Below are 25,293 nucleotides of genomic sequence, written 5' to 3'. Positions count from 1 at the left end.
TGTTATAGGCCCGTTCCGGCCGGCAACGGCCGGCCGTCACACCCAGCGGAAGACCGCCGCGGCGTAGAGAAGCGAAAGTGCCGTCGCGTACTGCACCTCCCCGCCCCCCAGCCCCAGCCAGGCGAGGTGGATGAAGGCGCTGCCGAGCAGCGTGATGAACAGCCGGTCCCCGCGCGTCGTGGTGATGCCCAGCACGCCGGGGCGCGCCACCTCCGGCCGGTTGAGCGCCAGGACGGTGAGCAGGGTCAGCAGCCCGGCGATGACGGCGAAGAAGGCGCCGGTCTGCCAGGTCCAGGCCATCCAGGCGAGGTGTTCGGTGACGGTGTCCATGGCGGCGTCCTTCCCTCCCGTCAGACGCGGCCCAGGGCGAAGCCCTTGGCGATGTAGTTGCGCACGAACCAGATCACCAGCGCGCCGGGCAGGATGGTCAGCACCCCCGCCGCCGCCAGCAGCCCCCAATCCATGCCGGAGGCCGAGACGGTGCGCGTCATCGTCGCCGCGATGGGCTTGGCGTCCACCGAGGTCAGCGTGCGCGCCAGCAGCAGTTCGACCCAGCTGAACATGAAGCAGAAGAAGGCGGTGACGCCGATCCCGCTGGCCACCAGCGGCATGAAGATCTTCACGAAGAAACGCGGAAAGCTGTAGCCGTCGAGATAGGCGGTCTCGTCGATCTCCCGCGGTACCCCCGACATGAAGCCCTCCAGAATCCACACCGCCAGCGGCACGTTGAACAGGCAGTGGGCCAGCGCCACGGCGAGCGGCGTGTCGAACAGCCCGATGGCCGAGTAGAGGTTGAAGAAGGGCAGCGCGAAGACCGCCGCCGGGGCCATGCGGTTGGACAGCAGCCAGAAGAACAGATGCTTGTCGCCCACGAAGCGGTAGCGCGAGAAGGCGTAGGCCGCCGGCAGGGCCAGCGCGATCGACAGCACCGTGTTCAGCGCCACATATTGCAGCGAGTTCAGGTAGCCCGAATACCAGGACGAATCGGTGAAGATGCGTCGGTAATTCTCGAAGGTCAGGGTGTGGGGCCACAGCGTCAGGCCGCTGACGATCTCGGTGTTCGTCTTCAGGCTCATGTTCACGAGCCAGTAGATCGGCAGCATCAGGAACAGGATGTAGAGCGTGAGGACGATCCGTGCGCGCAGCATGGCCCGTTTCCTTTGCTAGTTCCGTTGCGCGTCCATGCGGGTCATGACGGTGTAGAAGACCCAGCAGACCGCCAGGATGATCAGGTTGTAGACGATGGACAGCGCCGCCGCCTTGCCCAGGTCGAACTGCCCCAGCGCCAGCTTCACGAGGTCGATCGACACGAAGGTGGTCGAGTTGCCGGGGCCGCCGCCGGTCACCACGAAGGGCTCGGTGTAGATCATGAAGCTGTCCATGAAGCGCAGCAGAACGGCGATCAGCAGCACCCGGTGCATCTTCGGCAATTGGATGTTGCGGAACACCGCCCAGCGCGAGGCCCCGTCGATCCTTGCCGCCTGATAGAAGGCGTCGGGGATGGAGCGCAGACCGGCGTAGCAGAGCAGCGCCACCAGCGAGGTCCAGTGCCAGACGTCCATCACCACGATGGTCACCCAGGCCGACAGCGGGTCCGCCGTGTAGTTGTAGGGGATGCCCAGCCGGTTGACCGCCCAGCCTAGCAGGCCGATGTCCTCGCGGGCGAAGATCTGCCAGATGGTGCCGACGACGTTCCACGGGATCAGCAACGGCAGCGCCAGCACCACCAAGGTCGCCGCCACCCGCCAGCCGTGGCGCGGCATGCTCAGAGCCACGGCGATGCCCAGCGGCACCTCGATCAGAAGGATCAGCAGCGAGAACAGCAGGTTGCGCCACAGCGCGTCGAAGAACCGCCCGCCGAGGTCGGTGGAGGGGTCGAGAAGCTCCTGGTACCAGCCGATGCCATTCCAGAAGAACTGGTTGTTCCCGAAGGTGTCCTGCACCGAGTAGTTGACCACCGTCATCAGCGGCAGGATGGCCGAGAAGGCGACGATCAGCAGAACCGGCAGGACGAGCAGCCAGGCCCCCTGGTTGACGGGCTTGTCCATCACGCCGCCTCCCCTTCCACGAGCGTTCCGTCCGCGTAGACATGCACCATGGCGGGATCGAGCAGCAGCGACGCCTCGTCCCCCGCCAGCGCCAGATCCTCCGGCACCGTCGCCGCCATCGGCAGGCCGGACAGTTCCACCCGCGCGATGCGCGTGCGCCCGAGGTCGTCCAGCCGGCGCACCCGCACCGGCACGCCGCCGGCCCCGGCGGGCGCCAGCGTGGCGAATTCCGGCCGCACGCCGATTTCGATTTTCGCCCCACCATTGAGCGTCGGATAGCCGCGGCGCAGCGCGATGACGTGACCACCGACCCGCGCGGCGCGGCCCGACACCTCGGCCGGCAGGACGTTCATGCCCGGCGACCCGATGAAATGGCCGACGAAGACGTGGGCCGGGCGCTCGAACAGCTCCTGCGGGCGCCCCACCTGCACGACGCGCCCGTCATGCATCACCACCACCTTGTCGGCGAAGGTCAGCGCCTCCGTCTGGTCGTGGGTCACGTAGATCATCGTCAGGTCGAGCGCGCGGTGCAGCGCCTTCAGCTTCGACCGCAGCTCCCATTTCAAATGGGGGTCGATGACGGTCAGCGGCTCGTCGAACAGGATGGCCGCCACGTCCGGGCGGACCAGCCCACGCCCCAGCGAAATCTTCTGCTTGGCGTCGGCGGTCAGGTTTCGCCCGCGCCGGTTCAGGTCCGCCGTCAGGTCGAGCAGCCCGGCGATCTCGCGCACCCGCGCGTCGAGCGGCGCCCCGCGCAGGCCGCGGTTGCGCAGCGGAAAGGCGAGGTTCTCGTAGACCGTCATGGTGTCGTAGACGACGGGGAACTGGAAGACCTGGGCGATGTTGCGCGCCTCGGTCGGCAGCGCCGTCACGTCCTTGCCGTCGAACAGCACCCGCCCCTCGCTGGGGGTCAGCAGGCCGGAGATGATGTTGAGAAGCGTTGTCTTGCCGCAGCCCGACGGCCCGAGCAGCGCGTAAGCCCCGCCCTGCTCCCACACATGGGTCATCGGCTTCAGCGCGTAGTCGTCGTCGCCTTTGGGATTGGATGTGTAGCTGTGGCCGAGGGATTGAAGGTCGATGCGCGCCATGCCGTCCGCCCTCCCCGTCACGCCGCCATGACCAGCGGCGGCGCCGCGGCCAGCCGCCCGTCATGGCCGAACACGAACAGCCGCCGCGGGTCGATGAAGCACTCGATCCGCTCGCCCGGCTCGACCTCCAGCACGCCGCGCGTAACGGCGACCCAACGGTCGGTTCCGCCATCGGTGCGCGGCAGGTCGATATGGACGAAGCTCTCCGACCCGGTGATCTCGCTGACCGCCACCGCACCGCTCAGGGACATCGCGTCGGCGTGGGGCCGCGTCAGGTGCAGGTGGTCGGCACGGAAGCCGATGGTGTAGTCGTCGTCCGGCAGCTCCGCCAGGACGCCCCGCGCCGGCCCGTGCTCGCCCGTCGCCAGAACGATCTGCAGACCGCGCTTGTGCACCCGCATGGTGTTGAGCGGCGGGTCGGAGAAGACGCGCGCGCTGGTCAGGTTGGCCGGGCGGCGGTAGACGTCCGGGGTGCGCCCGAACTGCGCCAGCCGCCCTTCCCACAGCGTCGCCGTGTTGCCGCGGAGCAGGAGCGCCTCCGCCGGCTCCGTCGTCGCGTAGACGAAGACCGCGCCGGTCGCGGCGAAGATTTTCGGCAACTCCTCCCGCAGCTCCTCGCGCAGCTTGTAGTCCAGGTTGGCCAGCGGCTCGTCGAGCAGGACGAGCTGCGCCTCCTTGACCAGGGCGCGGGCGATGGCGGTGCGCTGCTGCTGACCGCCGGACAGCTGCTGCGGCGTGCGCTGCAGGTAGGGCTCCAGCTTCAGCAGGCGGGCGGCCTCCCGCACCTTGCGGTCGATCTCGTCCTTGGGCCGGCGGGCGACCCTCAGGGGAGAGGCGATGTTCTCGTAGACGGTCAGGGACGGGTAGTTGATGAACTGCTGGTAGACCATGGCGACGGAGCGTTCGCGGACATGCCGCCCCGTCACGTCCACCCCGTCCACCAGCACGCGCCCGGCGCTGGGCACGTCCAGCCCGGCCATCAGCCGCATCAGCGACGTCTTGCCCGACAGGGTCGGCCCCAGCAGAACGTTCAGCGACCCGCGCTCCAGGCTCAGCGACACGTTCTCCAGGTGAACGTGGCCGCCGACATGCCTGCTGACCTTGTCCAGAACCAAGCCCACCGGCCTTCCTCCCCAATATTCATTTTTTCTTTATTGAGATGGTTCTTGTCGCCCTGTTTCCAGCCTGTTTTCCGCGCCCGCTATTCCGCGGCGTCGGATGCCCTCTCCCTTCGGCTGCGCTCCTCGGTCATGAAGGCGTCGAGCGCCTGGGCCTGGGCGGGGTCCAGCCGCAGCCCCAGCTTGGTCCGGCGCCACAGCACGTCCTCGGCGGTCTCCGCCCATTCCTCCGTCATCAGATAGCGGACCTCGGCCTCGGTCAGAGTCCCGCCGAAGTCGCGGCCCAGATCCTCCGGCCGTGCGGCGCTGTCGAGAATCCGGCGGGCGCGGGTACCGTAGGTGCGCGCCAGCCGCTCCAGATGCGGCTGGGTCAGGAAGGGCGCCCGCCCGCGCAGTTCGGCGACCAGCGCCGCAACGCCGTCCACCGGGAAATCGCCGCCCGGCAGGGTCCCGGCGCTGCTCCAGTCCGAGGCTCCCGGAGCGAGCTTCGGCAGGAAGGGCGCCAGCTTGGCGATGGCCGCATCGGCCAGACGGCGGTAGGTGGTGATCTTGCCGCCGAAGATGTTGAGCAGCGCCGCCTTGCCGTCGCCCGGCGCGTCGAGCGCCAGCACATAGTCGCGGGTCGCCGCCTGCGCCGTCGAGGCGCCGTCGTCGTAGAGCGGGCGGACGCCGGAATAGGTCCACACCACGTCGGCCGGGGTCACCGGCTTGGCGAAATAGTCCCCGGCGGCGGCGCAGAGATAGGCGATCTCCGCCTCCGACGCGCGGACGTTCGCGGGATCGCCCTGGTAGTCGTTGTCGGTGGTGCCGATCAGGGTGAAGTCGCGCTCGTAGGGGATGGCGAAGACGATGCGCTTGTCGGCGTTCTGGAAGATGTAGCAGCGGTCGTGGTCGAACAACTTCGGCACCACGATGTGCGAGCCCTGGACCAGACGGATGCGCGCCTCCACCGTGGAGCGCGCGCCCTGCCGCATCACCTCCGACACCCAGGGGCCGGCGGCGTTGACCAGAGCGCGGGCGCGGATGCTGCTGCGCTGGCCGCTGCGCGTGTCCTCCACCGTCACGGTCCACAGTCCATCCTCGCGGACGGCGCCCAGGAAGCGGGTGCGGGTGCGGATCGTCGCGCCCATGCGGGCGGCGTTCTGCGCGTTCAGGACCACCAGACGCGCGTCGTCGACCCAGCAATCCGAATATTCGAAAGCGCGACCGAAACCGGGCTTCAGCGGCTTCCCCGCCGGATCGTTGCGCAGATCGAGCCCGCGCGTGCCCGGCAGCTTCTCCCGCCCGCCGAGATGGTCGTAGAGGAACAGGCCCAGCCGCAGGAACCAGGATGGCCGCAGGCCGGGCAGATGGGGCAGGACGAAGCGCAGCGGCCAGATGATGTGCGGCGCCATGCGCCACAGCACCTCGCGCTCGCGCAGCGCCTCGCGGACCAGCCGGAACTCGTAATATTCCAGGTAGCGCAGGCCGCCGTGGATCAGCTTGGTCGAGGCCGAGGACGTGCCCGACGCCAGATCCTTCTGTTCGCACAGATAGACGGAGCAGCCCCGCCCCGCGGCATCGCGCGCGATGCCACAGCCGTTGATGCCGCCGCCGACGATGGCAAGGTCGTAGACCCCGGCCATCCATCCCTCCTCTCCGCTGTGCGCCCGCCCTTTGCGGTCTGCGCCTTTGCTTTCGTTTCAAACGGTAGCCGAGGGTTCAGCGGCCCGCAATACGAAAAAAGTGAAAGTGATACGAAAGGACATGGCGCCATCCCCCCTCCCTCGTTGGGGGAGCCGGTGAACTCCCGCGGCGCCGGAGGGTTATCCAGGCAACCGGAACCGGAGGACCGCGTGTTCGAGTGGATCACAAACTTGGTCGAAAGCGGCGGCTACGCCGGCATCGCGCTTCTGATGCTGCTGGAAAACGTCTTTCCGCCCATCCCATCGGAACTCATCATGCCGCTGGCCGGATTCGTTGCCGCCCGCGGGGATCTCAGCCTGCCGCTGGTGGTTCTGGCGGGCACCGCGGGATCGGTGGCGGGAGCGTTGTTCTGGTACTATGCTGGGTTGTGGCTGGGCAGCGAGCGGCTGAAACGGCTGGCCGCCCGGCATGGCCGCTGGCTGACGGTGGCGCCCGCGCAGGTTGACGAGGCGGCGGGCTGGTTCCACCGGCACAGCGGGGCGTCGGTGCTGATCGGGCGCCTGATCCCGGCGGTGCGCACGCTGATCTCCGTTCCCGCCGGGATCGCCGGGATGGGGCTGGCCCGCTTCCTGGTCTATTCGACCATCGGGACGGCGCTGTGGTCGCTGGTCCTCGCCGGGGCGGGTTATCTGCTGGAGGGGCAGTACGACAAGGTGTCGGGGTGGATGGACCCGGTGGCCAAGCTGGTCATCGCCGCCATCGCCGTCTGGTACGCCTACCGCGTCGCCACCTTCCGCCCGCAGGAACAGAACTGACGGGGGACTCCCCCGTCAATTCCCCTACAACAGCCCGACATCAATTCTCCGCATCATCCTTCGAACCGCGGGTGGGCAGGTCCTTGCGCTTCGCGGACGCCATCTCCCGCAGTTCCTTCTCGCTCATCGACTTGGCCATTTCCTTCGATGCGCCGCGCAGGCTGGACTCCGGCTGTTCCCCGCGCTTGGCGGCCAGCGCCGCCCCCGCAGCCATCTGCTGCTTCTTGGACTCCGCCTTGCCCATCCGTCCCTCCACCTGTGATGTGAACGCTCGTTCCATCAACAGGGCGGGAGCGGATTCCGTTCTCGCACATCGGCTCTGCAACTTTTGATGCCCCATCGCAACCGCTTCACCCCACGCAGGGCCGATACGGCGCCGATCGGCACGCCATAACCACACGTTGGTATGCCCTGGTCATTCCATATCCGTAATGTGGCTTTCTCTTTTTCTAAAATTTCTCTGAGTTGTATCACTCGTTGACAATCCTCCTTTAGGACGTATTCTCGGCGATCTAATCCCTTTTTGGGACGCATATGACGTTTCTGTAAAAACTTGTCGCAAATTGTCCCGTCGGATCATTGCAACGCCGAAGGAATTGTGGGGACTTCGATGCCCGACACCACGCCGCACCTCCCCACCGACCACCTTCATCTGTCCAACAGCTTCGGGCCGGTCAGACTTTGGCCCGATCTTCGTCTGCATGAGGGATTCGAACGGCTTGCGGACCGGCACCCCACCGCCGCGGCGGTTGTGACGGAGAACGGAACTCTGGATTACGCCGGGTTGGACGCGGCGGCCAACGCGCTGGCCAACGCGCTGCTGGCCTTCGGGTTGCATCGGGAAGAGCCGGTCGGCGTGCTGACAGAGCGGTCGGGCCATCTGCCGCAGGCGTTCCTCGGCATCCTCAAGGCGGGCGGTGTCTATGTGCCAATGGTCGCCGACCTGCCGCCGGAGCGGCTGGCGAACATGGCGCGGCAATCGGGAGTGCGGCTGCTGATCGCGCTGGATGGGCTGACCCCGCCGGACGCGCTGGCCGATGCCCTGTCCGTCAACGGCGGGACGGAACGACCGCAGGCCGTCCTGCGCCCCGAATCCCTGGACGGGGACAGCCTCGCCAAGTCAGCGGAGCGCCCGAACCGGTCCGGCCCGGTGAATGGGCTGGCGGTCATCCTCTTCACTTCCGGATCCACCGGCCAGCCGAAGGGCGTGCTGATCCAGCACGACGCCTGCGTGAATCTGGCGCTCGGCCACACGGAGGCGCAGGGCGTCGGGCCGGGCGACCGGGTGCTGCTGTCCACCTCCCCCGGCTTCATTCTGGGCTTCCGCGAGCTGTGCCTGCCGCTGCTCTCCGGGGCCGCCTATGTCCCGGCCTCGCGCGCGCTGATCGACGATCCGGCGCGGCTGCTGGACCACATGACCCGGCTGGGTGTGACCATCGCCCTGTTCACCCCCTCCTACCTGCGGCTTCTGCGCGGGGCGGTTCCGGCGGGGCTGCGGATGATCCTGACCGCCGGGGAGCGGCCGAACCCCGACGACGCGCGGCATTACGCCCGCCACCTCGACTATTGGAACATGCACGGAGCCACCGAGGTCTGCGGCACCATCTGCATGCACAAGGTGCCACCCCATGGCGACGGTCCGCTGCCCAGCGGGCGTCCCTTCACCAACAACGCCGTCCATCTGCTGGACCGCCACGGCAACGAGGTCCCCGATGGCGAAATCGGGGAGATCCACGTCGTCGGGCGGGGCGTCTCGCGCGGCTACCTGAACCAGCCCGAGCTGTCGGCGGAGAATTTCGTCGAGACGCGCTTCGGGCGCGCCTACCGCACGCACGACCTCGGGCGCTGGAACGTGGACGGCGAGCTGGAGATGCTGGGCCGCGCCGACGACATGGTGAAGGTGTCCGGCCAGTCGGTGTCGCTGGGCGAGATCGAGCGCACGTTGCTGCGCCACCCGCTGGTCAGCCGCGCCGCAGCCCTTCAGCAGCAGGGCCGCCTGATCGCCATCGTCGAGAGCGCCGACCCGGAGGCGGCTCAGTCGGAAGACTGGCGCGCTTTCCTCGGCCGCAGCCTGCCCGCCTACATGGTGCCGGCGCAGGTGAAGGCTGTGGCGCGGATGCCGATCAACTCCGCCGGCAAGGCCGACCGCCGCGCCCTGCTGGCGCTTGCCGAGGAGGCTCTCTCCGCACCTCGTGCGACCGGCGGAACGCTGCCGCAGGGCGATCTGGAGCGGACCATCGCCGCGGTGTGGGAGGAGGTGCTGGACAGCCGCCCTGTGATGCGGGACGACCCGTTCTTCGCGATCGGCGGGACCAGCCTGCTCGCCATCGCGATGGGGCAGCGCTTGCACGCGCTCGGCCACCCGGTGGCGGTGCCGGTGATCCTGTCCTCCCGGACGGTGGAGGTGTTGGCCCGCCGCATCGCGGAGCAGACGGACGAGGACACCGCCCCGCCGGACCTGACCAGTGGTCCCGCCACCGCCGGTCAGGAGGATTTCTGGGTCGCCGCCAAGCTCGGCCTCGCCGCCGGGTCGCACGTCGTGCGCGCCCTCTCGGTGCACGGCCCGGTTCCGGAGGCGGAGCGTTGGCGCGCCGCCTGGGCCGCCCTGCTGGCGCGTCACCCGGCCCTGCGCACCGCCTTCCACGCCGACGCCGACGGGCGGGTGCGCTGGCGCACGGTTCCCATCACCGCCCTGCCGCCCTCCGCCGGCTTTTCCATCGACCGCTGCCACGTTCCGGAGGAGGCGCGGGAGCTGATCGCCGGCTACGCCGAGACGCCCTTCGCCCTGACCGAGGCGCCGCTGGCCCGCGCCGGCTTGATGGTCGTCGAATCCGGCGACGAGACGCTGTTCTGGTTCGTGCTGCACCACGCCGTGGTGGACGGCCAGTCCGCCCGCACGGTGCAGGAGGATGTTCTCGCCCTGCTGCAGGCCCGTCCCCTGCCGCCGGCGCCGCACGGCATCGCGCTGGCGGCGCGGGACGAGGCGCGCCACCTCCGTTCCGACGGGGCGGCGCAGGACCGCGCCTTCTGGAGCGCCAAGCTGGACGCCCTGCCGCCGGAGGCGTTCGAGGAGCTTCCGCTCGACCAGCCCCGCCCCACCACGCCCGGCGGCCGCTCCGCCCCACCCCTGGCGGAGCGGCTGAATGCCGCGACCACCGCGGCCCTCGCCGCGATTGCGAAGGCGCAGGGCGTCGGCCTGCACGGCCTGCTTCTGGCGATCCTGGCGGCAGAAACGCGGCGGCGCGGCGGCCGAACCGACCTGATCCTGGGCACCGGCGTTTCGCTGCGCCCGGCGGGAGCGGAGGACGCCGTTGGGCATTTCGTCACTCTCGTGCCGGTCGTCCTGCCCGGCACCCCGGCAGCGCTGAACGGGCAGGTCCGGGCCACCCAGGACGCGCTGACCGAGGCGGTCGGACACGCCGCCCTGCCCGCCAACCTGATCCAGCGTGAATTCCGCCAGCGCCGGCCCAACGCGCTGCCTCCCGCCCGCCCCAACCTCTTCTCGGTGGCGTTGACGGCCAACCCGCCGCGGACCAGCGCCGATCCGGCCAGCGGCCTGTCGCTGTCCCCGCGCCGCCTGCCCGGCGCGCTCGCCCACCCCGCCGCCGGGCTCGACCTCGCCTTCAGCCACGAGCCGGTGACGGCGGAGGATGGCGAAGGGCTGGAACTGGCGCTGCTGTGGAACCCGGACGTCTACACGGAGACCACGGCGCGCTCCTGGCTGGGCGGCTTCGCCGCTTGGGCGCGCTGGCTTGCCGCCGACGCGACGCGACTGGACTCTCCGCTGCCCGCGCTGCTGCCGGAGGAGACGGCCCTTCTCGACCGCTGGGAGCACGGCGAGGAGCGCCCCCGCCCGGCCCGCCGCGCCCATGAACTGTTCGAGGAGATCGCCGCCCGCCAGACGGACCGCCCCGCCGTCGTGACCAGCAGCGGCTTACGAACCTATGGCGAATTGAACGGAGACGCCGACCGCATCGCCGCCGCGCTGCTGGGCTGCGGTGTGGCGCGGCAGGAGGCCGTAGCGGTGCTGACCGGCTGCTCGCCGGGCCTGCCCGCGGCGGTGCTCGGCGTCTGGAAGGCCGGAGCGGCCTATCTGCCGCTGGCCCAGGACCTGCCGCCAGAGCGCATGGCCTATATGGTCCGCGACGCCGGCGTCCGGCTGCTGATCGCGCTGGACGGCCAGCCCGTTCCGCCCGCCTTGGCCGAGGCCGTGCCGACGCTGATCCGCCCGGACATCCTCGAAGGCTCCGCCGCACCGACCACCGTGGCCGGGGCGCCGGACGACCTCGCCTACATCATCTACACCTCCGGCACGACCGGGCATCCGAAGGGCGTGGCGGTCCGTCACGACGGCTTCCTCAACGCCGCGATGGCGACCGGGGAGACGGTCGGCCTGCGGGCCGACGACCGGATGGCGCTGGCGGCGACGCCGGGATTCGACGCCTCGCTGTGGGAACTCGGGCTGGCGCTGCTGCATGGGATGGCGCTGGTTCCCGTGCCACCGGACCTGCGCGACGATCCGTGGGCGCTGAAGGATGCTTATACCGAGTTGGGCGTCACCGTGGCCTTCCACGCCCCCTCCTACCTGCGGGTCAGCCAGGAGAAGCCGTTCCGCGGCCTGCGCGTCCTGCTGACCGGCGGAGAGGCGCCGAACGCCGACGACGCCCGCCACCACGCCGCCGACCTGGCCTTCTGGAACGCCTACGGCCCCACGGAGGCGAGCATCCTCGCGTCCATGGGGCGCATCCTGCCGGACAGCGGACGCGGCGGGCCGGTGCCCGCCGGGCGCCCGCTGCCCAACAGCCGGGTCACGCTGCGCCGTCCGGACGGCACGCCGGTTCCGCCGGGCCTGCCGGGGGAAGTGTGGCTGGGCGGGGTGGGCCTCGCCCGCGGCTACCTCAACAACCCCGACCTGACCGCGCGCGCCTTCGTCGAGACGACGGAGGGCCGCTTCTACCGCACCGGCGACCTCGGGCGCTGGACGCCGGACGGCCAACTGGTCCTGTGCGGACGCATCGACCATCAGGTGAAGCTGCACGGCCAGCGCGTCGAGCTTGCCGAGATCGAGCAGGATTTGCTGGCCCACCCCGCCGCCGCCCAAGCCGTCGTCTTGGTGGACGCCGCGGCGGAGGGCACCAAGGCACTGCGCGCCTTCGTCCGTGCCAAGGACGGCGCCACCCTGCCCGACGAGGAGGCGTGGCGCGCCTTCCTGGCGGACCGCCTGCCCGCCTTCATGGTGCCGGCCAGCGTGACGGCGGTGGACAGGGTCCCCCTGACACCGGCGGGAAAGATCGACCGCGACGCCCTGCTCCGCCTCGCCCATACCGATGGCCACACCGCCACGACGGAGCGTCCGGCACCGCGGGACGGTCTCGAACACCGCATCGCCGCCCTGTGGGGCCGTCTGTTGGGCGAGGAGGTCGCGCGCACCGACAATTTCTTCGCGCTCGGCGGCAACAGCCTGCTGGCGGTGACCATCGCGCACCGGCTGTCGCAGGAGTTGGGTGTGGCCGTCCCGGCGCGCACCCTGTTCGCCGCCCCCACCCTGGCCGGCTTCGCCCGCAAGGTGGCGGAACTGCGCGACGCGAAAACGCCCCAGGCCGACGCAGACGAGTCCGACCTCGCCACCGAAGGGGAGCGCGAGTTCTGGGTGGCCGAAGCGGCGGGACTGGACACGCGGCCCTTCATCATTCCCCTGATCCGCGCCGTGGAGGGGAAGTTGCCGGACGCGGCTCGCTGGTCGGACGCCTGGACAGCGCTCGCCGAGCGGCACGAGGCGCTGCGCACGACCTTCGCTGAGGACGCCGAAGGGCGGTTGCGCCGCCACATCGCCCCCACCATCGACGTCACTCCGGAGCTGTCCAAGCAACCCGACTGCGCCGCGGCACTGGTCCACATCCGCGCCCGCCAAGGCCAACCATTCGCCATGGCGACCGCGCCGCTGTGGCGCGCCGGGCTGGTGACGCTGGCGGATGGCGGCGCGCCGCTGTTCTGGATGGCGATGCATCATTCCATCGGCGATGGGCGCTCGGTCGGCATCCTGCTGGAGGAGCTGACCGCGTTGCTGGCGGGAGAGACCCTGCCTCCTCGGCCCGTCCGCTACGCCGCCATGGCCGCCCGCGAGCGGCGCTATCTGGACGGCCCGGACCGCGCGACGGACGAGGCCCATTGGCGGAACCTGCTGTCCGCTCTGCCCGCCGAGGCGTTCGACGACTGGCCGCTCGACACGCCGCGCGCCGCCGGGGCCGCGCCGGGCAGCCACCGCTTCGAGTTGCGGTTGGACCCAGCCACCGCCTCGGGGCTGAAGGCCGTCGCCCGCCGGAACGAGGCCAGCCTGCACGCCGTCCTGTTGACCTTGCTGGCGCGCGAGGTGCGGCGGCGCACCGGGCGCGGCGCCGTCACCATCGGCACGACCGGCGACATCCGGGAAACCGCCGAGGATGCGCGGGTCGTCGGTTACGGCGTGAACATGCTGCCGCTGGCCCTCCGTCCCGCTGCCGGTTTCCCCTTCGGGGCGGAGCTGCGCGCCACCCAGGCGGCCCTGGCCGACGCGCTCCAGCACGCCTGCCTGCCCTTCGCGCGGATCTGTCACGGCTTCTGGGCGGATCGCCCGCAGCGGCGCGACCCGGCCCGCTACCCGCTGTTCGACATCGCGGTGACGGAAAATCCGCAAAGCGCGCCCACCTTCGGCCCGCTGCGCCTCGTCCGCCCCGATGGCGACGGGCCGGCCTACGAACGCACCGGCCATTCGCCGGGCCAGGACATGGTGCTGATCCATGAAGGGCTGGCCGACGGCGGGCTGCTGCTGCAATGGCACGTCAACGCCGCGCTCTACGCCAGGGATACGGCGGAGCGCTGGTTCGAGGCGCTGGCCGGCTGGGCGCGCTGGCTGGGCAGCGACGCCGCCCGCGCCGACGTGTCACCGCCCGAACTGTTGCCGGAAGAGGAGATGACGCTCGCGGCGTGGGAGCACGGCCCGGCGGCGGAGCGCCCGGCGCTGCCCTTCCACGCGCTGTTCGAGCGGCTGATCGACCGGCCCGGCACCGGCCAGGGCGGACGCCCGGCGGTCATCGGCACCGACCGCGTTCTGACCTACCGCACCGTGGAAGCAGACGCCAACGCCATCGCCCACGCCCTGAAGGAGCATGGGGCGGAGCGCGGCAGCGTGGTCGGCGTGCTGACCGGCCGCTCCCCCAACCTGCCCGCCGCGCTTCTTGGCGTGTGGAAGGCCGGCGCGGTGTATCTGCCGCTCGCCGCCAACCTGCCGGCCGAACGGCTGGCCTTCATCGCCGGAGACGCCGGGGCGGCCCTGCTGCTGGCGCTGGACGGCGCTGCGGTGCCCGACGCGCTGTCGGCCCTGCCGCTTCTGCGTCCGGAGGACCTCTCCGCCGATTTCCGCACGGCGCACGCCCACCGTCCGCAAGCCCACCGTCCACAGGCCGCGACCGGACCGGAGGACATCGCCTACATCCTCTACACCTCCGGTTCCACCGGCCGGCCCAAGGGCACGCCGGTCAGCCACGGCGCCTACGTGAACATGGTCTTGGGCGCCGTCGAGACCTTCGGCCTGACCGCCGGGGACCGGACGCTGATGTTCGCCTCGCCCTCCTTCGACGTGTCGCTGTCGGACATCGGCGTGCCGCTGGCCGCCGGGGCGGCGCTCTGCGCCGTTCCCTACGAGGTGCTGAGCGCGCCGGCCCGCCTGATCGCCTTCCTGGCGGAGCAGCGGGTGACCGTCGCCGATCTCACCCCGACCTATCTGCGCCTGTTCGACGGGGCGGAGTTGCCGTCGCTGCGCATTCTGGTGACCGGGGGCGAGGCGCCCTTGGCGGCCGACGTCCGGACCTACGCCGGGCGGCTGCGCTACTACAACGCCTACGGCCCGACCGAGAACACCATCACCAGCGCCATGGGGCTGCTGGGCGCGGAGGACCGGGGCTTCCTGCCCGTCGGCCGACCGCTGCCCAACACGTCAGTCCACATCCGCGACGCGGCGGGCCGCCCGGTGCCGCCGGGCGCGGTTGGGGAGATCTGGCTGGGCGGCGCCAACCTCGCCCGCGGTTATCTGAACCGTCCGGAGCAGGAGGCGGCGGTCTTCGTCGGGACGGGCGCCGGACGGCTGTACCGCTCCGGCGACCTCGGGCGCTGGCGCGCCGACGGCGAGTTGGAAGTGCTGGGCCGCATCGACGATCAGGTGAAGCTGAACGGCATCCGCATCGAACTCGGCGAGATCGAACAGGCGCTGGGCGCCCACCCGGACATCGCGCAGGCGGTGGCTCTGGTGCAGGGCAAGGCCGGTGCCGCGCAGAGCCTGTGGGCCTTCGCCCGCCCCACCCCCGGCAAGCTGGTCCCGGCGGAGGAGTCCTGGCGCGGCTGGCTGGCCGAACGGCTGCCCGCGGTGATGATCCCGGCCGGGGTGATCGCGGTGGAGACGGTGCCGGTCACGGCGTCCGGCAAGGTGGACCGCGCGGCCTTGCAAGAGCTGATCGCCGGCCACGCCACGCAGGGCGCGCAGACGGCGCCGCAAGGCCGGCTTGAGGAAACCGTGGCCCGCGTCTGGGCGGAGCGGCTGAACCGCGGCCCGGTCTGGCGCGACGACAATTTCTTCGCGCTTGGCGGCCACAGCCTGCTCGCCATCGCCGTCGCCCACGCTCTGGAGACGGAACTGGGGCGGCCGGTCTCCGCCCGCGACCTGTTCACCGAGCCGACCCTACGCGGTTTTGCCGCCCGCCTCGCCGCCGCCGCACCCACGAATATCCAATCCGACGCCGAATCCGACCGCGCGACCGAAGGCCAGCGGGAGTTCTGGGTGGCCGAGCAGGCCGGGCTGGACACCTGCGGCTTCACCATCCCCCTGACATTGGCGGTGGAGGGCGACACCCCGGCCGACGACCGCTGGCAAGCCGCCTGGACCGCCCTGGCCGAGCGGCACGAGGCCCTGCGCACCGGCTTCCAAGAGGACGAAGGCCGCACGCTCCGCCGGACTGTCCATTCGACGACTGCCGGTCTGGAGATTTCGACGGCGCCCGACCGTCCCACCGCCCTGGAACGCATCCGGGCGCGCCAGACCGAACCCTTCACCATGGCCGCTCCGCCGCTGTGGCGGGCCGGGCTGGTGCGGGTGGCGGACGGAGGCGCCCTGTTCTGGCTGGCGCTGCACCATTCCATCGGCGACGGCCTGTCGCTCGGCCTTCTGGCGAACGACCTCGCAGAACTGCTGCGCGGGGTTCCCCTGCCCGACCGCGCGCCCGGCTTCGGCCGTTCCGCCGCACGGGAGGAGGCCTATCTCGCCGGCGAGGCCGCCCAGACTGACGCGGAGCATTGGCGGCACCTGCTCGCCGGAATCGACCACGCCGCCTTCGAGGAATGGCCGCTCGACAAACCCCGTCCGCCGGTGCGCAACGCGGAAACGGTCAAGGGAAGCCACTGCCACCGCGTCCGCCTCGCCCCCGACGTGGCGGAGGCGTTGCGCGCCCTCGCCCGGCGCAACGGCGCCAGCCTGCACGCCCTGATGATGACCCTGATGGCGTATGAGGTGCGCCGCCGCACCGGCCGGACGACGTTCCTGATGGGCACCGCCACTTCCACCCGCGAGACGGCGGAGGAGGCGGGCGTTATCGGCTACTTCATCAACATGCTGCCGGTGCCCTTCCGGGTCGACCGGAGCGAGTTGCGGGAACAGGCGGTCAAGGCCACGCAACGCCGTCTGGCGGAAGCGCTGCGCCATGGCCTCCAGCCCTTTGCCCGCATCCACCAGGAATTCCGCCGCAGCCAGCCGCAGCCGCATCATCCGGCACGCTACCCGCTGTTCGATCTGGCGGTGACGGAAAATCCGGCGATGCCCGCCCTGCAAGGTGACGGGCTCCGCTTCGCGGCCATCGACGCCTCCGACGACGGGGATATCCGCTACGAGCTGCGCCGCAACGCCCCCGCCCAGGACCTTGTCCTGGTGCATGAGGGGCAGGCGGACGGCGGGCTGGTCCTTCAGCTCTATGCCAACGCCGCCCTCTACGAGCGGGAGACCGCGCAGGCCTGGACCGCGGCGCTGGCCGGCTGGGCGCGGCGGCTGGCCGATCCGCAGCGGGCGCCGGGCGAACCGCTGCCCGCGCTGTTGCCGGACGAGGAAACGCTGCTCGCCGTGTGGGAGCGCGGCCCGGCGATGCCACACCCGGTTCCCTGCTTCCACCACCAGTTCGCCGCACTGGCGCGCTCGCAGCCGGATCGCCCGGCCCTCATGACCGACGACGGCGCGGTCAGCTACGCCGCGATGAACGCCCGCGCCAACGCGTTGGCCCATGCGCTGCTGGCGCAGGGCGTGCGGGCCGGCGACACGGTCGGCGTCCTGACGGAGCGCTCGCCCGCCCTGCCCGAGGCGGTGCTGGCGATCTGGAAGGCCGGGGCCGCCTATCTGCCGCTGACCCGTGACCTGCCGGCGGACCGGCTGGCCTTCATCGCCCGCGACGCCGCCATCCGTGTCGTCGTGGCGCTGGACGGCCACCCCCTGCCCGACGCGCTGGCGCAGGCCGGATACGCCGTCCTCCGCCCGGAAGCCCTGACCGAGGAGTTCCGCGCCGCCCACGCCCATGAGCCGGAGGCCGGGGAACGCAGCGGTCCCGGCGATCCCGCCTACATCATCCACACCTCGGGGTCCACCGGAGTGCCGAAGGGCGTCGTGCTGCATCATGGCGGCATGCTGAACCTTGGCCTGTCGATGGCGCGGATGATGGGCGTCCAGCCGGACGAGCGGACACTTCTCAGCTCTTCCCCCTCCTTCGACGCCTGGATCTCCGATTCCGTGATGACCTGGGCGACGGGTGGCGCGCTGGTTCCGATCCGCCGCGCCGAGATGGACGACACCGCCGGGCTGCGCGCCAAGATGGAGCGGCTGGGCGTCACCTCCGCCACCCTGCCGCCCTCCTACCTGCGGCTGTTCGAGCAGGCGGACCTGCCGACCCTGCGCATCCTGATGACGGTGGGCGAACCGCCCAACGCCGCCGACGCCCTGCACTACGCGGCCCGGCTGCGCTACATCAACGGCTATGGCCCGACCGAGAACACCGCCGCGGCCAGCATCGGCATCCTGTCCCCGGACTCGCCGTGGATGAGCGCCGGGCGCCCGCTGCCCAACACCGCCATCCACATCCTGGACGAGGACGGGGAACCGGTGCCCCCTGGCGCCATCGGCCATGTCTGGCTGAGCGGCCTGGGGCTGGCCATTGGCTACCTGAACCGGCCCGACCTGACCGCCGCCGCCTTCGTCGAGACGCCGAAGGGCCGCCGCTACCGCACCGGTGACCTCGGCCGCTGGCTGCCCAATGGCGAACTGCTGGTGCTCGGACGGTCCGACGGCCAGGTGAAGCTGCGCGGCCAGCGCGTCGAGCTGGGCGAGATCGAGCACCGGCTGGAATCCTACCCCGGCGTACAGCAGGCGGTGGCCCTGGTGGACACACCGCCGGGCGGCGCCCAGACGCTGTGGGCCTTCGTCAGCCTCGCGCCCGACGCCACGGAGCCGACGCAGGCCGCCTGGGCCACCCATGCGGCGGCGGCGCTGCCCGCCTACATGGTGCCGGCGGCGGTGATCATGGTGCCGGCGATTCCGGTGACCGTGGCCGGCAAGGTCGACCGCAAGGCGCTGCTGCAAGCGCTGGCCGACCACGCGCCCTCCGAAGGCACAGCCTCGGGCGCCTACACCCCGCCGCGCAACGCGGTGGAGCAGCGGGTGGCCGAGCTGTGGGCGGAGCAGCTCCAGCGGCCCGTTCCGGGGCGGGAGGCCGGCTTCTTCGAGCTGGGCGGCGACAGCCTGCGGGCGATCGCCGTGGTCAACCGCCTGCGCCGAGAGTTCGCCTGCAAGATCAACGATCTCTACGAAGCTCCGGTGCTGGCGGATTTCGCATTGCGCCTGCGGCCCCAGCCGGATCACCTGCACCGGGTGATCGCCGCTGTCCGATCCCATTGGCGGGACTATCAGGCGACCCTGCCCACCTTCGACGCCGCCCGCGACCGGGCGCTGGCCGAGCAGCAGCAAGCCTACGAGGCGCGGAACGCGGCCTACGACGCCTTCGACGGGACGGAGCGGAGCGACCATGCCGAGGTGCTGCTGACCGGCGCCACCGGTTATCTCGGCGCCTATCTGCTGCGGGAGCTGCTCTCCGATACGGCGCAGAAGGTGACCGCCCTGGTCCGCGGGAGCGACGACGGGACCGCCCACGCCCGGCTGGGCCGCGTGCTGGCCGGCTATTTCGGGACGGCGGGCGGGGCCATGCTGATCGGCGACCCGCGCTTGACCGTGCGGGCCGGCGACCTGCGCCGCGACGGGCTGGGCCTTGCCCCCACGGTGCACGGCGCGCTGGCGGAGGGGGTGCGGGCGGTCTTCCACTGCGCCGCCAACGTCAATCATTTCGGCCATTACGCGGAGTTTCACGCCGACAATGTGGAGGCGACGCGCCGGCTCCTCGACCTCGCCGCCGCGCGGCGCGGCGACCCGGCGGACTTCCACCTGATCTCCACCCTGTCGGTCACCGGCAAGGCGCCGGACGACGGCTTCAAACTGGTCACCGAGTACGACGCAGTGCCGGACGTCCTCGACGAGAACTACTACGTCCGCAGCAAGCAGGAGGCGGAGCGGCTGGTCACGGCGGCGCGCGGCGATCTGCGCAACGCCAGCATCCACCGCGTCGGCAACGTCGTCTTCGCGGCGGAGGGCGGGCCGCTTCAGCTGAACCTGCGGGACAACGCCTTCTTCCGGCAACTGGCCGCCTTCGTGCGGCTGGGGGTGGTGCCCGACGATTCGCACGTCTGGCTGTGCCACGTCGATCTCGTGGCCCGCGCGGTGGCTCTGCTGGCCGGTGCCGCCGGCCTCGCCAACGAGACGCACCATGTGGAGAATCACCGCCGCGACACGCTGGCCGATTTCGTCACCTCGGCGGCGGGCATGGCGGGCGCGGTGCGGGCGGTCGGTTTCGACGCGCTGCTCGACCGGCTGGAGCGCGCTATCGGCGAACCCGACATGGACGGCGCACTTGCCCAGACGCTGGAGGGCTTCGGGCTCTACAGCGGGCGCTCCCCCCAGGCGCGCGGCCGGCGGCAGGAGCTGACCTCCGAGCGCACGCAAGGGCTTCTCGGCCGCATGGGCTTCGGCTGGCCGCCGGTTCCCCGCGCCGGGCAGGCCGACATGCTGCGCGCCGCCGCGGACCTCTTCTCCCGATGAACGCCTTCGGAGCCATCATGCTCACCCATGTCCAGGATCTCGGCTTCCGCACCGGGGAATTCACCGCCGAGCCGCTGCCCGACGCGGAGACGGCGCGCGTGCTGGCCGTTCTGGTCGCCCGCCACGGGGCGGAGACCGACGCCGCCGTCCTCGTCCCGGACGGGCGGGAAACCGAGCTGCGCGGCGAGCTGGCGGAGGCCGCGCCCGGCCTGTCCGCCCTGGCCACGGCGATCCGCGACCGGCTCGAGACCAGCCACAGCGGCGTGCTGATCCGCCGCGCCCACCTCGGCCGCCACGATCTCGACACTCGGCGCCGCCTGCTTTACGCACTGGCGGTGTGCATGGGCGCACCGACCGCGACCGACCGGATCGACCGCAAGGTGGTGTGGGACATCAAGGTCCGCCCCGAACTGGTCCGCAGCGGCGGCGCCTCCACCTTCTCCGAGCACGCCGACGAGGCCGACTTCCACACCGACACCCAGTATTTCTCGACTCCCGAACGCTACATGCTGCTCTATTTCGCCCGGGCGGCGGCCTGCGGCGGCGGGCGGTCCAGCCTGCGCGACGCCCGCTGCGTCCGCGCGGCTCTGGCCGGCAGTGAGGAGGGGCGCTGGGCGCTCGACCTGCTGTCGCGGACGGCGCTGCCCTTCCGCATTCCCGCCACCTTCACCCGCACCGGGTCGCGCGACGCGGTGGAGGTGACCTTCGCCACCGTCTTCGGCGACCGCCCGCTCATCCGCTTCCGCACCGACACGCTGCGCCGCGGCCTCGCCGCCCGACCGGAGCACGACACCCCGGAGGTCCGCCGCGCGCTTGCCATCCTCCAGGCGGAACTGGACAACCCGGCGCGGCGGCTGGAGACCTTCATGGAGTCCGACAGCCTGCTGGCGATGAACAACCACGAGGCGCTCCACGGGCGCGGCGCCTTCGCCGACCCGGACCGCCACGCGCTGCGCATCCGCATCGACGACGGCACCCCGCAGGATCACGCGCGATGAACCTCCTCCGCCTGCTGGGACGGCTGGGACCGGCGCCGCTGCGCCGGCTGGTTCTCTATGCGCTGGGGTCGGCCCTCTTCTCCACGCTGGTGCTGGCCCTGGTCAACCGCGGGGCGGAGGAGATCGCCGCGGAGAAGGCCGACTTCGTCAACGTGCCGCTGGCCGCCGCCTTCGTCGCCAGCGTCCTCCTCTACATGCTCCTGGAAGGCCGCATGGTCGCCCACCTGTCGGCGGACGCGGAAGAGGTGGTGGACAGCCTGCGCATGCGACTGCTCGACCAGATCCGCCGCGCCGACCTGTGGAAACTGGAACGCTTCGGCCAGACCCCGCTGTTCGAAAGCGTGACGCAGAGCAGCCAGCTCATCTCGCAGAACTCGCAATTCCTGGCGCTGACGGTGCGCTCGGTCTTGCTGACCGGGACGATCCTGCTCTACATCGCCACCATCTCGCCGGTCGCCTTCCTGCTGATCGGCGGGCTGCTCGGCGCCGGGACATGGTTCTACATCCGGCTGGGCCGCGCGCTGGAGGAGCGGCAGCGCGCCATGACGACCGAGGAGGCCGCCCTGTTCGAAGGCGTGTCGGACCTGTTCGACGGATTCAAGGAACAGCGGCTGAACAGCGCCCGCAGCCGCGACCTGAACGCCGCCTTCGCCACCGTATCCGGCCGCACCACCACGGCCCGCGGCGCGGTGCATCTGCACACTTGGCAGCAGTTCGTGTTCGGCGAATGCGCCTTCAACCTGATGCTGGGCGTGGTCGTCTTCGTGGTGCCGTCCTACTCCAGCGCCATCTCGGCGGAGCTGGTGAAGATCACCGCCGCCATCTTCTTCATGTCGGCCCCGGTCTTCGGGCTGATGCAGTCGCTGGCGGTGATGAGCGCCGCGGAGGCCGCCGCCGGGCGCATGATGGCCCTGGAAGGCCAGCTTTCGGAGTTGGCGGAGGCCGGAAGCGACGGCCCCGCCCTGCCGGTGCCCGCCAATTTCGCCGAATTGCGGATGGAGGGGGTGGAGTTCGCCTTCCCCGCCCCGCCGGGCGAGCCGCCCTTCGCGGTCGGCCCCTTCGACCTGACCATCCGGCGCGGCGAGGTAATCTTCATCACCGGCGGCAACGGATCGGGAAAATCGACCTTCATCAAGCTGCTGACCGGCCTCTACCACCCGCTGCGCGGGCGAATCACGGTGGACGGGGTGCCGGTCGGGCCGCAGCGCATCGCCGCCTACCGCGAGCTGATGGCGACCGTCTTCGCCGACTTCCACCTGTTCGCCCGCCTCTACGGCCAGGACGCCCTCAACCCTGTCGAGGCCGCCGAGTTGATGCGCTGGATGGAGATGGAGCGGGTCACCGCTCTGGACGGCGACCGCTTCGGGCGGCGCGACCTGTCCGCCGGGCAGCGCAAGCGGCTGGGTCTCGTCGCCGCGGTCCTGGAGAAGGCGCCGATCCTGATCCTCGACGAATGGGCCGCCGACCAGGACCCGCATTTCCGCTTCAAGTTCTACCGGGAGGTCGTGCCGGAGCTGAAGCGGCGCGGCCTGACCATCGTGGCGGTGACCCACGACGACCATTATTTCGACGTCGCCGACCGCCGCCTGCACATGGAGGAAGGCCAACTGACCGAACTCGCCCATAGGGTGGAGGGCGTGGCATGAGGCTGGCCGCCATCGTCCTGCGCGAGCTTCCGGAGAATCTGCGCACGCTCGCTTTGATGAACGTCCTGTCGGCGATCGCCACCGCGGCGCTGCTCTGGCTGGTCGACGCCGCCGCCAAGGACGCCGCCAAGGGCATCCTCAGCCCGCGGCTTCTGGTGATGTACGCGGTCACGGTGACGCTGTTCGGGGTGACCCACAATTACGCGCTGGTCACCGCGTCCCAGGACGCCGAGCGGCTGATTCACAAGATCCGCCTGGGCCTGTTCGATCTGGTGCGCCGCGCCGACCTCGTGACCGTGGACCGCATCGGGCGGGCGTCGCTGCACGGCGTGCTGACCCAGGACACCCAGACGCTGGCTCAGTCCCTGCCGCTTCTGGCGATCGGCGGGCAGCAGGCGGTGATGCTGGCCTTCCTGGCGGTCTATCTGGCCTGGCTGTCGCCGCTGGCCTGCGTGATGGCCTTCGCCTTCGCCGGGATCGCCGTGGCCGTGAAGGTCGCGCGGGTGCAGCGCCTGCGCCGCAGCATGGTGGAGGCGGCGGCGGCCGAGACGCGCGTCTTCGACGGGCTGACCGACCTGCTGCGCGGCTTCAAGGAGGTGCGGATGAACCGCCGCCGCGGCGACGGGCTGATCCGCGACCTCGCCGACGCCTCGTCCCGGGCGCGCGCGGTGAACGTGGACATGAAGGAGCGGTGGGGCCGCAACTTCGCGCTGGTCGAGGCGATGTTCTACACACTGATCGGCATGATGGTCTTCGTCGTACCGCTGTTCACCACCGGCTATCACGCGGTGGTGGTGGCGGCGACCACGGCGGCGCTGTTCATCGTCGGGCCGGTCAGCACCGTGTCCTTCGTCACCCCGCTGGTCGCCCAGACCGAGATGGCCCTGTCCAACATCGAGGCGATGGAGGAGCGGCTGCGCGCCGCCGCCGGAAGCGCCCCGGACGAGGGGACGGAGCGGCTGCCCGGCCCGCCCACGCGCATCGCGCTGACCGACGCCACCTTCGCCTATCACGATGACGCGGGCGCGCCCGTCTTTGCCGTGGGGCCGCTGTCGGCGGAGTTCCGGGCGGGCGAGATGACCTTCGTCACCGGCGGCAACGGCTCCGGCAAATCCACGATGCTGCGCCTGCTGACCGGGCTGATGCCATTGAGCGGCGGCGAGTTGCTCGCCGACGGGGAGCCGGTGCCGGCGGAGCGGATGCAGAGCTACCGCGACATGATCTCGGCCATCTTCTCCGACTATCACCTGTCGCGCCGCCTCTACGGCGTCGCCGATCCCGACCCGGCGCGCGTCCGCGTCCTGCTGGAGCGGCTGGAGATGCAGGACAAGGTGACGGTCGCCAACGGCGGCTTCAGCACCGTTTCCCTGTCCACCGGCCAGCGCAAGCGCCTCGCCCTCGTCGTCGCCCAGCTTGAGGACAAGCCGGTGATCGTGCTGGACGAATGGGCCGCCGACCAGGACCCGCATTTCCGCCGCGTCTTCTACGAGGAGCTGCTGCCGGAGCTGAAGGCGTTGGGCAAGATCGTCATCTGCGTAACCCACGACGAGCGCTGGTTCGGCCTCGCCGACCGCATCTATCACATGAACGAGGGCCGCATCGAGGAAGGCCACGGCCACCATCACCTGTTCGCGCTGGAGCCGGCGTGATGGCCCCGCCCCTGTCCTCCTGGCTTCAAGGTTTCCGAGCGGTTTCGGCGCCGCGCCGCTCCTTGGTCTGCTTCCCCTACGCCGGGGCCGGCGCCGCCGTCTTCCGCGACTGGGCCTCGGCCGTCGGTTCGGACACTGAGCTGCTGGCCGTGCGCTTGCCTGGGCGAGAGAGCCGCATCGGCGAGTCGCCGCTGCATCGGATCGGGGACGCCGTGCCTGCCCTGCTGGCCGCGCTGGAACCGCTGGGGGACCGCCCGCTGATCCTGTTCGGCCACTCGCTGGGCGCCACGCTGGCCTACGCCACGGCCCGCGCTCTGGTGGCGCGGGGCCATTCACCCGCCCTGCTGGCCGTGTCAGGGCGCCGGCCACCGCACCTCGCGTCGCGGCGGCCACCCGTCCATGGCCTGGACGACGCGGCCTTCCGCGCCCGCCTCGCCACGCTGGGCGGCACCCCGCCCGAGGTGCTGGCCTGCGACGACCTGATGGAACTGATGCTGCCCATGCTGCGCGCCGACTTCGCCATGTCCGACGCCTTCCTCGAACCTGATCCACCACCGCTTCCGGTGCCGATCCTGGCCTTCGCCGGGGCGGAGGATACCGAGGCCACGGTGGAAGAGCTCGCCGGGTGGGAACGGCTGGCCGGGGCGGGTTTTCAGCCTGCGCACGCTTCCCGGCGGCCATTTTTTCCTGCACGGGCAGCGCGCGGTGATTGTCAAATATCTGACGATGGAAAATTTATGAAACCACTATCGAGCGTGGACATTCTTTTTGATGGCAAATCCTTTGACGAAAACAACTGCATTCGTTAGCCCATATGACGGTGCCGCCGGCCACCACCGGCGGCGTTTTCGGAGCGGGCCGTTCCTGCGAGGTCGGGGCATTCGCATTTGGTCTTTCCTAGCCCTCTCCCCTCTGGGGAGAGGGTGGCCCGAAGGGCCGGTGAGGGGGTTGCGCGCGGCGGTACGTCCGGCAAAAGCGCATCCCCCTCACCCTAACCCTCTCCCCGGAGGGGGAGAGGGGATTCCAAATGCGTTTGCCCGGCCTTTGGGGCCGACTGTCGCCGCGGGCCATCCGGTGCGCGGTGTTCATTGCTGATTT

The 25,293-nt window shown here is 70.8% G+C and carries 13 protein-coding genes; 6 read left to right on the top strand and 7 right to left on the bottom strand.

What is annotated here, in order from left to right; translation table 11 throughout:
• Nucleotides 1–36: 36 nt before the first annotated feature.
• From ABAZ39_RS23880 to glpD, 6 genes are all read right to left on the bottom strand, one after another.
• Nucleotides 37–330 (bottom strand): DUF2160 domain-containing protein, encoded by a 294-nt coding sequence (locus tag ABAZ39_RS23880; RefSeq protein WP_040136351.1) that lies wholly within the window; start codon nucleotides 328–330, stop codon nucleotides 37–39.
• A 20-nt stretch (nucleotides 331–350) separates the two neighbouring features.
• Nucleotides 351–1,148 (bottom strand): carbohydrate ABC transporter permease, encoded by a 798-nt coding sequence (locus ABAZ39_RS23875; RefSeq protein WP_014242527.1) that lies wholly within the window; start codon nucleotides 1,146–1,148, stop codon nucleotides 351–353.
• Between the two features lie 15 nt (nucleotides 1,149–1,163).
• The gene (locus ABAZ39_RS23870) at nucleotides 1,164–2,048 is read right to left on the bottom strand and encodes a carbohydrate ABC transporter permease (protein WP_014242526.1); all 885 of its coding nucleotides are present in this window, start codon (nucleotides 2,046–2,048) and stop codon (nucleotides 1,164–1,166) included.
• Nucleotides 2,048–3,136, bottom strand: coding sequence for an ABC transporter ATP-binding protein (locus ABAZ39_RS23865; RefSeq protein WP_040136348.1), 1,089 nt, complete (start codon nucleotides 3,134–3,136; stop codon nucleotides 2,048–2,050). The genes ABAZ39_RS23870 and ABAZ39_RS23865 overlap by 1 nt, the downstream gene beginning before the upstream one ends.
• Before the next feature lie 17 nt (nucleotides 3,137–3,153).
• Nucleotides 3,154–4,257, bottom strand: coding sequence for an ABC transporter ATP-binding protein (locus ABAZ39_RS23860; RefSeq protein ID WP_040136345.1), 1,104 nt, complete (start codon nucleotides 4,255–4,257; stop codon nucleotides 3,154–3,156).
• 80 nt (nucleotides 4,258–4,337) lie between these two features.
• Nucleotides 4,338–5,879 carry a glycerol-3-phosphate dehydrogenase gene (gene glpD, locus ABAZ39_RS23855; protein ID WP_040136343.1) on the bottom strand — a complete coding sequence of 514 codons (1,542 nt, stop codon included), beginning with the start codon at nucleotides 5,877–5,879 and terminating at the stop codon, nucleotides 4,338–4,340.
• A 210-nt stretch (nucleotides 5,880–6,089) separates the two neighbouring features.
• On the opposite strand from glpD, the gene ABAZ39_RS23850 reads away from it, so the two are divergent.
• On the top strand, nucleotides 6,090–6,695 hold the full coding sequence (locus tag ABAZ39_RS23850; protein WP_040136340.1) for a DedA family protein: 606 nt from the start codon (nucleotides 6,090–6,092) through the stop codon (nucleotides 6,693–6,695).
• 40 nt (nucleotides 6,696–6,735) lie between these two features.
• Here ABAZ39_RS23850 and ABAZ39_RS23845 read toward each other — a convergent pair whose 3' ends face one another.
• Nucleotides 6,736–6,939, bottom strand: a complete 204-nt coding sequence (locus tag ABAZ39_RS23845; RefSeq protein ID WP_040136338.1) for a DUF3008 family protein — start codon at nucleotides 6,937–6,939, stop codon at nucleotides 6,736–6,738.
• A 366-nt stretch (nucleotides 6,940–7,305) separates the two neighbouring features.
• On the opposite strand from ABAZ39_RS23845, the gene ABAZ39_RS23840 reads away from it, so the two are divergent.
• Genes ABAZ39_RS23840 through ABAZ39_RS23820 form a run of 5 tightly spaced genes read left to right on the top strand, consistent with a single transcriptional unit; the run spans nucleotide 7,306 to nucleotide 25,004 of the window.
• The gene (locus tag ABAZ39_RS23840; RefSeq protein ID WP_040136336.1) at nucleotides 7,306–19,902 is read left to right on the top strand and encodes a non-ribosomal peptide synthetase; all 12,597 of its coding nucleotides are present in this window, start codon (nucleotides 7,306–7,308) and stop codon (nucleotides 19,900–19,902) included.
• Complete coding sequence (locus tag ABAZ39_RS23835) at nucleotides 19,899–20,900, top strand: TauD/TfdA family dioxygenase (RefSeq protein ID WP_040136334.1); 1,002 nt, start codon at nucleotides 19,899–19,901, stop codon at nucleotides 20,898–20,900. The genes ABAZ39_RS23840 and ABAZ39_RS23835 overlap by 4 nt, the downstream gene beginning before the upstream one ends.
• Nucleotides 20,897–22,546 (top strand): ATP-binding cassette domain-containing protein, encoded by a 1,650-nt coding sequence (locus ABAZ39_RS23830; protein WP_040136332.1) that lies wholly within the window; start codon nucleotides 20,897–20,899, stop codon nucleotides 22,544–22,546. Before ABAZ39_RS23835 ends, ABAZ39_RS23830 begins: the two co-directional genes overlap by 4 nt.
• Nucleotides 22,543–24,195 carry a cyclic peptide export ABC transporter gene (locus tag ABAZ39_RS23825; RefSeq protein ID WP_040136330.1) on the top strand — a complete coding sequence of 551 codons (1,653 nt, stop codon included), beginning with the start codon at nucleotides 22,543–22,545 and terminating at the stop codon, nucleotides 24,193–24,195. The genes ABAZ39_RS23830 and ABAZ39_RS23825 overlap by 4 nt, the downstream gene beginning before the upstream one ends.
• The gene (locus ABAZ39_RS23820) at nucleotides 24,195–25,004 is read left to right on the top strand and encodes a thioesterase II family protein (RefSeq protein WP_051658466.1); all 810 of its coding nucleotides are present in this window, start codon (nucleotides 24,195–24,197) and stop codon (nucleotides 25,002–25,004) included. Before ABAZ39_RS23825 ends, ABAZ39_RS23820 begins: the two co-directional genes overlap by 1 nt.
• Nucleotides 25,005–25,293: the final 289 nt, after the last annotated feature.

Source organism: Azospirillum argentinense, from assembly GCF_000632475.1.
Taxonomy (GTDB): domain Bacteria; phylum Pseudomonadota; class Alphaproteobacteria; order Azospirillales; family Azospirillaceae; genus Azospirillum; species Azospirillum baldaniorum.
The sequence above is the reverse complement of the archived record's forward strand: the minus strand, read 5'-3'. Positions and strand labels throughout refer to the sequence as shown.